The organism is Pseudomonas sp. P1.8 (genome assembly GCF_001269805.1).
In the GTDB taxonomy this organism is placed as follows: Bacteria; Pseudomonadota; Gammaproteobacteria; order Pseudomonadales; family Pseudomonadaceae; genus Aquipseudomonas.
This window is the reverse complement of the sequence record NZ_LHVM01000010.1, coordinates 18421-33718: the sequence shown is the minus strand read 5'-3', so window position 1 is coordinate 33718 and position 15298 is coordinate 18421. Positions and strand designations below refer to the sequence as shown.

Genomic DNA, 15298 nt, shown 5'->3' with positions numbered 1-15298 from the left:
GGGTGTCCTTATTCCTGATCCAGGTCGGCGCTTTTCTGCGCGATGGCCATGGCCGTGAGGATTTTTCTGTAGCCGGTGAATTCGTTGCGCGCATGCACGCTGAGGATATTGTCGAGCAGGACCACGTCGCCCTTCTCCCAGGCGAACTCGACCATCACGTCGCGGTAGATGCCTTGCAGGTGACGGATCACGTCCTCGGGAATCGGCGTGCCGTCACCGAAGAAGGTGTTCTGCGGCAGGTCCAGCGGGCCGAATTCACGCAGCAGGTTGTCGCGGATGCTGTCGGGCAGGGTCAGGGCGTTGAAGAAAGTGCCGTGGTTGAACCAGATGCGTTCGCCGGTCAGCGGATGGCGCACGATGGCCGGGCCGTTTTGCCGGGTGCGCAGGCGATTGCCGGACTTCCATTCGGCCTGTATGCCGATCTTCGTGCAGTAGGCTTCGACGTCTGCGCGGTCCTCGCTCTGGAACACCGTCTGCCACGGCAGGCCCATGCCGTCGCCATAGTTGCGCACGTACTGGATGCGTTTGCGCTGGAATTGCTCGCGCACTGCCGGGTCGATCCGCGCCAAAATCTGACGGGTATCACCGAACGGCGTTTCACCGCCGGTGGTCGACGGGGTGTCGCAATAGAAGTACAGGTGCCGCGGGAACACCGGCGAATACGAGTGCTCGTTGTGCGGGAAGATTTTCTCCGGCGCCGGGTAATCGGTGGAGCTGTAGATCTTGAACTGACCGGTGATCTGGGTTCGTGGCGAGGCGCGGAACAGGTACTCCAACGCGCCACCGGAAATCGCATCGACGCAACGGTTGAACTCGGCGATGTCGGCGACCTGGAAGCCACGAAACAGAATCACCGCGTGTTCCAGCAAGCGGGTTTCGATCAGGGCGCGATTCTGAGTCGCCCATTCCACGAGATTCACGCCAGGCACGGCCGGACGGCACACCAGCGGCATGCTGACGCCCTCGAACATCGGCGCGAAACTCACTAGTTGCGTCGGATCGGTGGACAGGCTCTTGCGGGCACCACGAGCCAATTTGGCAATGGACCTGGTCGTTGAAACGCTCATAAACCCCTCCAGAAAATGTTGACGACGGTGCAGGTTGAGCACCGCCGCCTGAATCAGTCCGCCGCCGATTGCACAGTCGGCGCGCCACGTTTCGCCGAGCGTCGCTTGATCGCCATGGCGCCGCCGAGCAAAGCCTTGCGCTGTTCACTCAGGCGCGTTTCGGCGCGGCGCTGCACGTCCGTGGCCACCTCCAGCAACTGGCTCACGCTCAACTCGTCGACGCGCAACAACGCTTGCAGCACGGCCTGAATCTGCTCGAACAGACACGCCAGCGTGCTCGGCAAGTACTGGCCGGCCGGTGTCTCGAAACTCAGGTGAACGTACTCGGCGTCGTTGTAGAACGCAGCGACCATGCCGATCTCGGCGGCTTGACGCCCCGACGCAAAGTCCTCGACCTGCAAGCCTTCCATCGACGGCAGGCGACCGACGCCTTCCTGGTAAATCAGCTTGATGTCGAACAGCGGTGAGCGTCCGGCCCGACGCGGCAAGCGCAAGGCTTCCACCAGTCGCTCGAACGGCAGGTCCTGATGGTCCGAAGCCTCCAGCACCGCGCGACGGCAAACGTCCAGCAACTGCCTGGCCGACTGCTCGGCCTCCACGTCAATTTGCAGAACTAATTGGTTAACGAAGAAGCCGACCATTTCTTCAAGCTCGGCTTGATTTCGGTTGGCGATATCGGTGCCGATGCGCACGCGATTGACCTCGGTGCGCTGGCGCAACACCAGGGTAAAACCGGCCAGCAGCAGCATGAATAGCGACAGATCGTGCTGTTGGGCGAAGTCGCGCAGTTGCTGGCTCAGTTCTGCGCTGAAGGTGAAATGCGCATTGGCGCCTTCCGCGGCCGTGCGTTGATCGCCGTCAGCCGGCAGCTCCAGCACGGGTAATTGCTCACCCAAACGCTGCTGCCAGTAATCGAGCTGAAGTTGCAGTTCTCCACCTTGCTCCAGCCACTGGCGCTGCCATTTGGCGAAGTCGGCGTATTGCACGCTGTGGGCTGGAAGTTGAGGCGTTTCGCCACGGTTGAGGCTCGGGTACAGCGTGACGAACTCGTTGATCAGGATGCGGAACGACCAGTCATCGGCAACGATGTGGTGCACGGTCAACAGCAGCACGTGTTCCTGTTCCGCGACCCGTAACACGCGGACTCGCAGCAGCGGGCCGTGGCGCAGATCGAATGGCCGAGCAACTTCTTCCCGGGCCAGTTTCTGCGCCTCAGTATCCGGCGATGGCAAATGCCGCAGGTCGACGGCATCAAAGCTCAACGGCAATTGCTCCTGCACGCGCTGCCAGGCCTTGCCGTCTTCCTCGTAGAAGGTGGTGCGCAACACCGCGTGACGCTGCACCAAGGTGTCGAAGGTCTGGCGCAAGGCTTCAAGATTCAACTCACCGCGCAGGCGCAACGCGCCGGGCATGTTGTACATCGAGCTGTCCGGTTCCAGGTTCCACAGGAACCACAAACGCTGTTGGGCGAAGGACAACGGCTGACGCTCGCCGCCGGTGCCCGCCACCAGCGCCGGGCGCTCACAGGTGCGTTGCAGGGCTTTCACCTGCGCGGCGAAATCCTCAAGGCGCGGGTGTTCGAACAGGCTGCGCAGGCTCACCGACAGGCCGAGGCGCTGACGTATCTGCGAGACGATCTGCGTGGCCAGCAACGAATGCCCGCCCAGTTCGAAGAAGCTGTTTTCGCGATCAACCCGTGGGACCTGCAACACTTGCTGCCAAATCTGCGCCAGCTCGGTTTCCAGCTCGCCTTGCGGCGCGGTGCCTGTGGCCGTTTCCCAGGCTTCGGGGGCCGGTAGCGCCGCACGGTCGAGCTTGCCGTTGCGATTGAGCGGCAGCGCAGTCATCAGTACCAACTGTGCGGGCAGCATGTAATCCGGCAGACGCTCGCCCAAGGCGCGGCGAACGGTGTCGGTGAGTTCACGCGCATCTGTGCTCAGCAGTTCGGCATTGGCCGGCACCACGTAGCCGATCAACTGCTTGCCACCCACGGCTTCGTGCACCAGCACCGCCGCTTCGCTGATCATCGGCAAGCCTTGCAGGTGCGCTTCGAGCTCACCCAACTCGACCCGCAATCCACGAATTTTCACCTGATGGTCGATGCGCCCCAGATACTCCAGCGCGCCGTCTTCGCGATAGCGTGCGAGGTCGCCGCTGCGGTACAGCCGCGCCCCCGGTGTGGTGGAAAACGGATCGGCGATGAAGCGCTCGGCACTCAAGTCCGGGCGCTGGTGATAGCGTTGGGCGAGCCCCGCATCACCACCAATGCACAACTCGCCGACGCAACCGCTCGGCAGCAGATGACCTTGCGTGTCGATCACATACAACGCACGGCCCGGCAACGCTTTGCCGATGGGCACGCCGATGGGGTTGCGGGTATCGGCCAGGGTGCATTCGTGGGTGCTGGAGACCACGCTCGCTTCGGTCGGACCGTAGGTGTTGAGCAAACGCACGTCGCTCAGCCCAGCGGCGTGCCACAGCTTCAAGCCTTCGAGGGACATCGCTTCGCCGCCGACATGGACCTGACGCAAACGGCCCTTGTCGCGCCGAGGCTGAGCGGCCCACTCCTGGGACAGCAAGAACCAATACGCCGCCGGCAAATCCGCCAGCGTTACCTCGTGTTCGACAAGCTGGCGATAAAGCGTGTCGGTGTCCCACAGCTCATCGCCGCGCATCACCAACGCCGCGCCCACACACAGCGGTGGATAGCACTGTTCGACGAAGCCGTCGAAGCTGAACGTGGCGAACTGCAGCACACGGTCTTCAGGGGTCAGGCCTGAATAATCCGCCGCAATCACACAGAACTCGCGCAGTGCGGCATGGGCCAGGCACACGCCTTTCGGGCGTCCGGTGGAGCCGGAGGTGTAGATCAGGTACGCGAGATCTTCGGCGCTGGCGAGGTTCACCGGGTTGTCGGTGGAGTACCCGGTGTCTTCGCTCAAATCCAGCGTCAGGCGCGGCAAACCTTGCGGCAGCAGCACATCGGCGAGCAGGCCCGATTGCGCCAGCAGCAGGTCGATGCCGCTGTCTTCGATCATGTAGGCCAGGCGCTCGGCCGGGTAATCCGGGTCCAGCGGCACATACCCGGCGCCGGACTTGAGGATTGCCATCAGGCTGACGATCATTCGTGTATTGCGCCGCACCGACAGGCCGACCCGCTGCCCCGGCCCGACGCCAAGAGCGCGCAGGCGATGGGCTAACTGGTTGGCTTGCGCATTGAGCTGGGCGTACGTCAGGCGTTCGTCACCCGCTACCACGGCCAGCGAATCAGGTGTGCGTGCCACTTGCTGTTCGAAGCGCTGATGGGTCAGCAACGGGTTGTCCAGTCGCGGCGCCGGTGGACGCGAGTTACGCAGTACTCGGTCCTGGGCCTGAGCATCCAGCAGGCTGACAGCACCGAGCGCCTGTTGTGGCTGGGCGACAAATTGCGCCAGCACATGCAACAGGCTCGCGCCCATTTGGGTGATCTGCTCGGCGCTGAATTGGCTGCGATCGAAACTGAAATCCAGACGCAACGAGGCCCCGACTTCGATGCCGAGGGTTAGCGGGTAGCTGGTGATTTCGTGATTGTGCAGCGCGCCGAACGCCAAGCCCGCTGGCGCCCCTTGTTTGAGTGCCTCGGCCACCGGGAAGTTTTCGAACACCAGCAGGCTGTCGAACAGCGCCCCCTGCTGCCCGGCCCAGCCCTGAATATCATAGAGCGGCACGTGTTCGAACTCACGCAGGCCCAGGTTCAAAGCTTGCAGTTCATTGAGCCAATCGCTCACCGCTTGCCCCGCTGACGGATGGACAATGATCGGCAAAGTGTTGATGAACAATCCCAACTGTTGCTCGATGCCCGGCAACGGCGCCGAACGCCCGGCAATCGTCGCACCGAAGGCCACGCAAGGCTGGCCGGTGTAGCGCTGCAACAGCAGCGCCCATGCACCTTGAAGCAAGGTGTTGAGGGTAATTTTCTGCTGGCGGGCGAAATCGCTCAGGCTTTGCAGCGCGGTGCTTTCAACGGTCAGTTGATGCTCGCCCATGCCTCGCCCTTCGGCCGGCGTCGGCAGGGCTTGCGCCAACAGCGTCGGGGTTTCCAGCGGCGCCAGTGCCTGTTTCCAGAACTGCTCGGCGGCAGGGAGCGGCTGTTGCGCAATCCAGCCGAGGTAGTCGCGGTATTGTCCCAACGGCTTGGTCAGCGTCTGGCCGGCATAGTGCTGGATGACTTCGCCGAGCAACTGCGCGTTGCTCCAGCCGTCCATGAGGATGTGATGGCTGGTGTAGATCAGGTGCCAGTCTTCACTGCCCCGACGCACCAGGATCAAGCGAAACAACGGCGCACTACTCAGCTCGAACCCACGGCTGCGCTCTTCAGTTGCCAAGGCATCGAGGTTGATATCGTCTGCTTCGATCACTTGCAGTTGCAGGTCGATCTGGCGATGAATCACCTGATGCGCGCACTCAAGTCCCAACCAATGGAAGCTGCTGCGCAGGATGTTGTGGCGATTGATCGCCGCCTGCCACGCCCGGCCGAACGCGGCGATTTCAAGGCCCCGGATGTCCAGGCGCAATTGGTTGATGTAGGCGTCGGCCTGGAGTTCGTACAGGGTGTGGAACAGCATGCCCTGCTGCATCGGCGTCAGCGGGTAAACGTCCTCGATGGCGGGCGCGGCGACGGGCAAAGCGTCCAGTTGTGCCTGTGTGATGCGTGCGAGCGGGAAGTCCGATGGCGTGACCTGGCCCGCCGTTGTCGCGCAGCAATGCTCGATCAACGACTTGAGTTCTTCGGCATAGGCATCGGCCAGTTGCTGCACCGTGCTGTTGGCGAACATGTCGCGGCTGAAGCCCCATTGCAGCGTGAGTTGTCCGCCGAAGACCTGGCCTTCCAGTGTCAGCCAGTTGGCCAGCGGCGCGTCGTCGCCCTGGGCCTGACCGCCACTTTCAGACGCTGGGACAAACAGCGCAGTCTCATCAAACTGGCGGTCGAACTGCCCGAGGTAATTGAAGGTGATTCGGGGCGTCGGCAAGCCTTTCAAGGCGTCGATCTGGGCCGGTTCACCGAGATGACGCAGCAGCCCATAACCCAACCCCTTGGCCGGGACGGCGCGCAGTTGCTCCTTGATCGCCTTGATCGCACGTGAAGTCTCGGCCTTGGGTTGCAGGCGCACGGGGAACAGGCTGGTGAACCAGCCGACGGTACGCGTCAGGTCGAGGTCGTCGAACAGGTCTTCGCGGCCATGGCCTTCGAGCTGGATCAACGTCGATTCATGCCCGGTCCAGCGACAGATGACCCGCGCCAACGCGGTGAGCAACAGGTCGTTGACCTGGGTGCGATAAGCCGCCGGAGCTTGTTGCAGCAAACGCTGGGTCAAGCCTGCGTCGAGTTTCGATTCGATCTTGTGCCCGTGGCGATGCTGCAAACTGCCCTGCGGGTTGTCGCACGGCAAGTCGCGGGCGTCGTCCAGTTGCGCCTGCCAGTACGGCAGTTGTTCATCGAGAGTGCGGGCGTGCTGTTGCAGGTGCTTAGCCCAGGTTTGATAGGCGCTGGTTTTCGCCGGTAGTGCTGCTTGCCGGTAGGCCTGTTGCAAGTCTTCGAGCAACACCCGCCACGACACGCCATCCACCGCCAGGTGATGGATCACCAGCAACAGGCGTTGGCTGCCATCGTCGAGGTTGACCAGCACGGCGCGCAACAGCGGTCCACCTGCCAGATCGAGGCTGCGTTGTGCTTGATTGCACATCGCGCTCAGGTCATCGGTCGAAGACGCACGGCGCTGCCACAATCCTGACGTTTCAACGGGTGACGCGTGATGCTGGTTCCAGCCGTCTGCACTTTCGATGAAGCGCAGACGCACGGCGTCATGGTGATTGATGACCTTGATCAGCGCAGCTTCCAGCGTTTGAGGATTCAACGCCTCTCGCGGCGTCAACAACAGCGACTGATTCCAGTGCTGACGCTGGGCGATGGCCTGATCGAAAAAATAATGCTGCGCCGGGGTCAGGATCACCTCGCCGCTGACCGGGCCTTGATCGATAGCGCTGTGGCTGTCGAACTCCGCGACCAACGCCAGGCTGCGCACCGTCTGGTACTGGAACAGATCCCGCGGGCTCAGGCGAATCCCGGCCTGACGGGCACGGCTGACCACCTGGATGGAGATGATCGAGTCGCCGCCCAGCTCAAAGAAGTTGTCCTCAAGACCGACACGCTCCAGCCCGAGCACATCCTGCCAGATCTGCGCCAGCGCGGTTTGCATCGAATCCTGCGGGGCGACGAAGGTTTGCTGCGGCGCGGATTCGGGTGGCGGCAAGGCCTTGCGGTCCAGTTTGCCGTTGGCGGTCACCGGCAAGGCGTCCAGCGACATCAGGTAAGTCGGCACCATGTATTCCGGCAGGGAGCTCAACAGCCAGGCCTTGAGCGTTTGCGGCCATTGAGCATCCGCCTCAGTGTTTTCCAGCACCAGGTACGCCACCAGATGTTTGCCACCCTGAACCAACACCACCGCTTCACGCACCAGCGGATGCTGCATCAGGCGGGTTTCGATTTCACCCAGCTCGATGCGCAGGCCACGCAGCTTGACCTGATGGTCGAGGCGCCCGAGGTATTCGATTACGCCATCGGCGCGCTGGCGCACGCGGTCGCCGGTGCGGTACAACCGCGCGCCATCGTGGAACGGGCACGGCACAAAACGTTCGGCGGTGAGTGCCGGGCGCCGGTGATAACTGCGCGCCAACCCGGCGCCACCGAGGTACAACTCCCCTGCCACACCCGCCGGGACCGGCAGCAACTGTGCGTCCAGCACATGGGTGCGCAGGTTGGCGATGGGACGGCCAATGGGCACGCTGTCGGCGCCTTCATCGATGCAGGTCCAATGGGTCACGTCGATGGCCGCCTCGGTCGGACCGTACAGGTTGTACAGTCCGGCGCCCGGCAGTTTGGCGAACACCTGCAGTTGCGCGTCGAGCGGCAACGCTTCACCGCTGCACGCGATGCGCTTGAGGCTGGTACATGTCTCGACACCCGGCTCGTGGATAAACGCCTGCAACATCGACGGCACAAAATGCAAAGTGCTGATGCCGTAATCCTTGATGATCCGGATCAACTGCGCCGGTTCCCGATGCGCACCCGGCGGCGCCACCACCAGACGTGCACCCGTCATCAATGGCCAGAAAAACTCCCACACCGAGACGTCGAAACTGAACGGGGTTTTCTGCAACACCGAGTCGCGGCCATCGATCCCGTACGCCTGCTGCATCCAGCACAAACGGTTGACCAGGGCCGCGTGACTGTTGCCGGCACCCTTGGGTTTGCCCGTGGAGCCGGAGGTGTAAATCACATAAGCCAGGTTCAACGGGTGCACCTCAACCTGCGGGCAGGTTTCTCTGTAACCGTCGAGCCAGTCGTCTTCCTGATCGAGGGCGATGACCTTGACTCCCTCGGTCGGCAGCGCGCAGAGCAATTCGGTTTGACTGAGCAGCAGGCCAATCGCGCTGTCTTCGATCATGTAGGCCAGGCGTTCTGCGGGGTACTCTGGGTCGAGCGGCACATAGGCGCCACCGGCCTTGAGAATCGCCAGCAGACCAATGACCATTTCCAGCGAGCGCTCAACGCAAATCCCCACCAACACATCCGGACCGACACCGTGCTCGCGCAGGCAATGGGCGAGTTGATTGCTGCGCGCATCGAGTTGCGCGTAACTGAGCTGACGATCACCAAACACCAAGGCCGACGCCTCGGGTGTGCGCCGGGCCTGGGCCTGGATCAACTGATGCATGCACTGCTCGACGGGATAAGCCTCGGCGGTGCGGTTCCAGTCATGCACCAGCACGTGCTGCTCATCCGCCGTCAGCATCGACAACTCGCCGATTTCTTGCGTCGAGTCGTCGACGACCGCCTGCAACAGACGCGTCCAGTGCCCGGCCATGCGCACAATGGTATCGGCCTCGAACAGGTCGCTGGCGTAGGTCAGCGCCGCGTGCAGCTTGCCGCCCTTCTCCCAGGTGTCGAGTGTCAGGTCGAACTGGGTGGTGCGGCTTTGCCAGTCGATGCTGCCCAGCGCCAGGCCTGACGCGGTGCTCACCGAGGCTATGTCCGCAACCTGCGGCTGGTGGTTGTACATCACTTGGAACAGCGGCGTGTGGCTGAGGCTGCGCTCCAGTTTCAATGCCTCGACCAGACGCTCGAACGGCAAGTCCTGATGGGCCTGGGCACCGAGGGCGGTTTCCTTGATGGCGCGTAGCAAGTCGTCAACCCGGGTCTGGCCGTCCAGTTGCGTACGCAGCACCTGGGTGTTGACGAAGAAGCCGATCAGCCCTTCGATTTCCGCACGGTTGCGGTTGGCGATGGGGACGCCGACACGCAGGTCGGTTTGCCCGGTGTAGCGATGCAGCAGCGCGTTGAACGCACCGAGCAACAGCATGAACAGGGTGATGTTGTGGTTCTGCGCGGTGGTGCGCAGGTGTTCGGCCAGTTGTGTATCGACCGCGAATTCGAAGCGCGTGCCGCGATAGCTCGGCATCGCCGGGCGCGAATGATCCAGCGGCAATTCCAGCACCGGATGCTCATCGCCCAACTGCGCCTGCCAGTACGCCAGTTGCCGCGCCTGCTCGCCCGCTTCCAGCCAGCGGCGCTGCCACAGGGCGTAGTCGCTGTACTGGATCGGCAGCGGCGCAAGTTGCGGTGGGGTGCCTGCATCGAAGGCGTCGTAGCAGCGGATGAATTCGTCGATCAGCACGTTCATCGACCAGCCATCGGAGACGATGTGGTGCAGGGTCAGCAGCAGGACATGTTCCTGATCGGTGAGCTTGAGCAGGGTCACCCGTAGCAGCGGACCGACCGCCAGATCGAATGGCAGCACCGATTGTTGTTCGGCGGTTTGAGCCACCGAGTGCTCACGGTCAGCGGCGGGCAGCTCGCTGATATCCACGTGTTCGATTTGCAGCGGCGCAGCGCTCCGGGCTTGCCGCACGCTGTCATCGGCTTCGCGGGCAAACACCGTGCGCAGGGTTTCGTGACGGGCCACCAGGCTGGCGAATGCCTGCTCCAGCGCCGATACGTTCAGACGCCCGGTCAGCCGCACCGCCCCTGGCAGGTTGTAGGCGCCGCTGTGCGGGTCCAGTTGCCAAAGAAACCACATGCGTTGCTGAGCGTAAGACAGTGCCTGGCGATCCTCGGCGTCAACGCCGGATGGAATCGCAAACCGGGCGAACTCCACGCCCTCCCTGGCCAATGCCGCGAGGAACACCTGGCGCTTTTCCAGGGGCAACCCGATAAACCGGCGAGCAAGTTTCAAGGAGTCTTCAGCATTCATTTCAAGGCATCCGGATCAGTGGCGGGAAGCACAAAGGCACGTCGTCCTTATCAAACGAATGCAGACCAGAAAAATTAGCGAATGAATTAGGTGTCAGAAGGGGTGTAAATCGCACCGCTCTTGTAGGAGCTGGCTTGCCAGCGAAAGGGTCATGACAGGAGAAATGGTGCCACCTGCAAGACCGCCTTCGCTGGCAAGCCAGCTCCTACAAAGGGATTAATCGATCATCAGGCGCTCGCAGCCATGGAGTGCCGCCGATGATGCACCTCAAGCTGATCCTTGATCAGCCGCAGTACCCTGGCCTCATGTTCATGGATGAAGAAGTGCCCACCGGCCAGCATGTCCACGGAAAAACTGCCGCGGGTTTCCTGGCTCCAGCCGATCAACTGCTCGGTCGTGGCGCGGTCATTCTTGCCGCCGAGCACATGCACAGGGCACGTGAGCAAGGGCCGTCGCACTGGTTCGAATCGCCCGCACAAAAGGAAGTCCGCACGCAGCACCGGCAGGGTCAGGCTCATCAATTCTTGGTTGGCCAGTATCTCTTCGCTGGTGCCATTGAGGAGGCGCAGTTGCTCGATCAGTTCGGTGTCGGTTTTGGGCTGGGCATAGTGCCGGTCGTATTCGGCACGCAACGTCGGCGCGGCGGTGCCGGAAGCGAACAGCGCTACCGGCTCCGGACAACCCAGCGAGCGAAACGCATGAGCCATCTCGCAGGCGAGCAACGCGCCCATGCTGTGGCCGAACAACGCGTACGGTGTCTTGAGCGTGGCTTTTTGTTCATGGGCCAGTTGCAGCGCCAGGCGCCGCATGTCGGTGTGCAAGGGCTCGCCGAATCGAGCGCCCCGCCCCGGCAATTCCAGCGGTTGCAGTCTGATCCACTCCGGCAGCTTGCGCCGCCAGCGGTTGTAGACCATGGCACTCGCGCCCGAATAGGGCAGGCACAGCAATGTCAGCCGGGTCACCAGGCTTACCTCGAAAGTTGTCTGATTGGTGAACGGATGAGGTATGCCGGGAATTAGTCGTACAGACATTTTCCATGGAAACATCATTTCAGATGGCGATAGCTCGAAATGGCGGAACCCAGCACCACCGCCCCCGCCGCAATCGCCAGCCAGAACCCGCTCCGCGCGCCGAACGCATCCACCAGCCAACCGGAACCGGCGGCACCAATCGCCACCCCGATGCTCAGGCCGGTGACCAACCAGGTCAGGCCTTCGGTGAGCTTGGCCGGCGGTACGATTTGCTCGATCAATGCCATCGCGACAATCAAGGTCGGCGCAAAAAACAGGCCGGCGACAAACACCGCCAGGGACAAACCGAGAATGTTCACCGCCAGCAGCAACGGCAACGTCGTCACCGCCGTCGCCACCCCACCGTACAGAAACAGGCGCGGCAGCGGTATTTTCGAACGCAATGCGCCGAACGCCAGCCCGGCCAGGCACGAACCGATCGCATACACCGAAAGCACAATGCTCGCTGCCGCCGGTTGGCCCTGCTGCTGGGCGAAAGCCACGCTGACCACGTCCACCACGCCGACGATAATGCCCATGGCCACCATCAACAGCATCAGCAATTGAATGTCGCGGGAACGAATGATCGAGCCTTGATGATGTTCTTCATGGGGGTGCACCGCAGGTTCCGTGCTGCGCTGCAAGACGAACGCCGTCACCCCGATGCCCAGCGCCAGCAACGCGGCCAACGGCCCCGCTTCAGGGAACGCCACCACGCATAGCCCCACGGACAATGGCGGCCCGACGATGAAGCAGACTTCATCCAGCACCGATTCCAGGGCGTAGGCCGTCTGCAACTGCGGCCGACCGCGATAGACCTCGGTCCAGCGCGCCCGCACCATCGCCGACATGCTCGGCATGCAACCGGCCAACGCGGCGAAGACAAACAACGTCCAGTTGGGCGCCTGCAACCGCGTGCACAGCAACAGCAGCAACAATGCCCCGCCACCGAGCAACGCCGACACAGGCAGAACCCGCCCCTGGCCATATCGATCCACCAGCCGCGACACCTGAGGTGCACAAAACGCCGTGGCCAACGCAAACGTCGCCGCCACCGCGCCCGCCAATCCGTATCCACCGTGCAACTGCGAGAGCATGGTGATCAAGCCGATGCCGGTCATGGAAATCGGCATGCGCGCGATCATTCCCGCCAATACGAATGCGCCGCTGCCAGGGGCTTTGAATAGTTCGCGGTAGGGGTTTGCCATGGGTCTGGTCTCAATCAGGGCATGCACGTTGCCATAACGGCTGATTGCGGGGGAAGCGTGGAATTGTTGGTGGAATGTGAAGGGCCCCATCGCGGGCAACCCCGCTCCCACACTGGACGGTTTACGCCCACCCACTGTAGGAGCGAGCTTGCTCGCGATGGGGCCAGAACAGACACCTCATCTCCCTTCTCCAAATGAACTCTCACCGCCCCCGACCAGTCAGCTACTTAGGCCCCAGGTTCCCCGGAGTTTCGCGACAATGGCTGATCACCCCGAATGCCAAAGCACCATCGACGCCCACGGCATCATCGGCGACATGCGCAGTGCGGCGCTGGTCAATGACAAGGGTAGCGTGGACTTTTTCTGCTGGCCGGAATTCGACAGTCCGTCGATCTTCTGTTCTCTGCTGGACAGCCCCGAAGCGGGAATTTTTCAATTGTCCCCGGACTTGCCAGACGCCCGCCGGGAACAGATCTACCTGCCCGACACCAACGTGCTGCAAACCCGCTGGCTCAGCGACCGCGCCGTGGTCGAAGTCACCGATCTGCTGCCGATTGGCGACACCGAGGACGACCGTCCGCTGCTGATGCGCAGGATTTGCCTGGTCAGCGGTCGCGCCACTTTGCGCCTGCACTGCGCCGTTCGGCATGACTACGCCCGTGCCGTCACCCGCGCCCGTATGGATAAAAAAGACGTGATTTTTGAAGCGCCTGATCAACCGTCCTTGCGACTGTCTTCGGGTCAAGCGTTGCAAATCGAAGGCAATGCCGCCGTCGCCGAGTTCACTCTGGAACAAGGCCAGAGCACTGAATTTCTGCTCGGTGCCATCGACGATCCGCGCTTCAAGGAAGGCGCCGCCGCCCTGTGCCTGGAACGCACCCTGAAGTTCTGGCGCGACTGGATCGGCCAGTCCAATTACCGTGGGCGCTGGCGGGAGATGGTCAATCGCTCGGCCCTGGCCATGAAGCTGCTGACGTCGCGCAAACACGGGGCCATTCTCGCCGCCGCGACCTTCGGCCTGCCGGAAACGCCCGGTGGCGAACGCAACTGGGACTATCGCTTCACCTGGATCCGCGACGCCTCGTTCACCGTCTACGCCTTCATGCGTCTGGGCTTCGTCGAAGAGGCCAATGCCTACATGCGCTGGCTGCGCGGGCGGGTCAGCGATTGCCAGGGCAAGCCGATGAAACTCAACATTCTGTACGCCATCGACGGTCACCAGGAATTGCCGGAGATTGAACTCCCGCACCTTCGCGGCCACGGCGGCGCCCGGCCGGTACGTATCGGCAACCAGGCGTATGAACAGGTCCAGCTCGACATCTTTGGCGAGCTGATGGACGCTATCTATCTGGTCAACAAATACGGCGAAGCCATCTCCCATGATGGCTGGAAGCACACGGTGGAAGTGGTCGATCAGGTGTGCGAAACCTGGAACCAAAAGGATGTCGGCATCTGGGAAATGCGCGGCGAGCAATACCACTTCCTGCATTCGCGCCTGATGTGCTGGGTCGCGTTGGACCGGGCCATTCGCCTGGCTTCAAAACGCTCGTTGCCCGCACCGTTCGCTCGTTGGGACCAGACACGCCAGGCAATCTACGCCGACATCTGGAACAACTTCTGGGATGAACAGCGCGGGCATTTCGTTCAGCACATCGGTGGAACCGGGCTGGATGGTTCGATGTTGCTGATGCCGCTGGTGCGCTTCGTCAGCGCCCGTGATCCGCGCTGGCTGTCGACCCTGCAAGCCATCGAAAAAACCCTGGTGCGCGACGGCATGATCTACCGCTACCGCAACGACGACAGCCAGATCGACGGCTTGCCCGGCACCGAAGGCGCCTTCGCCGCGTGCTCGTTCTGGTACGTCGAATGCCTGGCCCGCGCAGGTCAAGTGGACAAGGCTCATCTGGAATTCGAACAACTGCTCAGGTATGCCAACCCGTTGGGACTCTACGCCGAAGAATTCGACAGTCACGCACGCCACATGGGCAACACGCCGCAAGCGTTGACGCACCTGGCGCTGATCAGCGCGGCGTGTTTTCTGGATCGCAAATTGAGTGGGGAAAAGAGCTTCTGGCAGCCTTGAGACTTGTTTTCACAGCCGCCCGGCTTGCCGGCGAATGCGCACTCAGGGATGCCTTCGCCGGTGAGCCGGGCTTCTACGGGTTCAGTGTTTTTCCCGAACGATACGTTGCTCCAAGTCCTACCTTTTTTAAACAGAACCGAATGCAAAAACCGTAAAAAACCTGTATTGCAAGGCATCACATCCCCACCTAACATCCAGATTCAACGGGCACAGCGGAGCTGTCCAGCCCCCCGCAATTCAAGGAGCCAGAATGACCCAACGCATCCATCGCAGCATCAACACTCCCTTTCGAACCGGTCTGAACCGCGAAGCTCTGTGGGAAGCCCACGACAAAGGCCTGATCAAGTGCTGGGAAGTCGGCCGCCAGCGCGCCTCCCGCTTCCCCGACCTCGCAAAGCAATGCCTCGCTGGCGAACTGCCGGTGCTGGGCTGGAAAGGCGGCGTCAACCGCAGCCTGAAGAAACTTGAAAAGTACGGTTCCCTAAAGTACCTGGCCCAGTGGCAGGGCTTGCGCGGGGAAGACCTGGACGTTGATCTGTGCGACGAGCGTGCGCTGACCTGCTCACGGACCTCGATGGTGGTGACGTTTACCCCGGATCGGACGAAGTACTTCAATCAGGTGACGCAAGAGCAAGCCTGA

The 15298-nt window shown here is 62.2% G+C and carries 6 protein-coding genes; 2 read left to right on the top strand and 4 right to left on the bottom strand.

The window, feature by feature from the left end; genetic code table 11:
• Nucleotides 1-8: 8 nt before the first annotated feature.
• The 4 genes from AD668_RS08840 to AD668_RS08825 form a co-directional block, all read right to left on the bottom strand.
• The gene (locus AD668_RS08840) at nt 9-1067 is read right to left on the bottom strand and encodes a TauD/TfdA family dioxygenase (RefSeq protein WP_053157145.1); all 1059 of its coding nucleotides are present in this window, start codon (nt 1065-1067) and stop codon (nt 9-11) included.
• Nucleotides 1068-1120: 53 nt separating this feature from the next.
• Complete coding sequence (locus AD668_RS08835; protein ID WP_053157142.1) at nt 1121-10357, bottom strand: non-ribosomal peptide synthetase; 9237 nt, start codon at nt 10355-10357, stop codon at nt 1121-1123.
• Nucleotides 10358-10584: 227 nt separating this feature from the next.
• Nucleotides 10585-11319 (bottom strand): thioesterase II family protein, encoded by a 735-nt coding sequence (locus tag AD668_RS08830; protein WP_053157139.1) that lies wholly within the window; start codon nt 11317-11319, stop codon nt 10585-10587.
• Nucleotides 11320-11402: 83 nt separating this feature from the next.
• Nucleotides 11403-12575: an MFS transporter gene (locus tag AD668_RS08825; protein WP_053157136.1), complete on the bottom strand. Its 1173-nt coding sequence runs from the start codon at nt 12573-12575 to the stop codon at nt 11403-11405.
• A gap of 259 nt (nt 12576-12834) precedes the next feature.
• Between AD668_RS08825 and AD668_RS08820 the strand changes: the two genes are divergently transcribed.
• Nucleotides 12835-14658: a glycoside hydrolase family 15 protein gene (locus AD668_RS08820; protein ID WP_053157133.1), complete on the top strand. Its 1824-nt coding sequence runs from the start codon at nt 12835-12837 to the stop codon at nt 14656-14658.
• Between the two features lie 250 nt (nt 14659-14908).
• Nucleotides 14909-15298: a hypothetical protein gene (locus AD668_RS08815; protein WP_053157130.1), complete on the top strand. Its 390-nt coding sequence runs from the start codon at nt 14909-14911 to the stop codon at nt 15296-15298.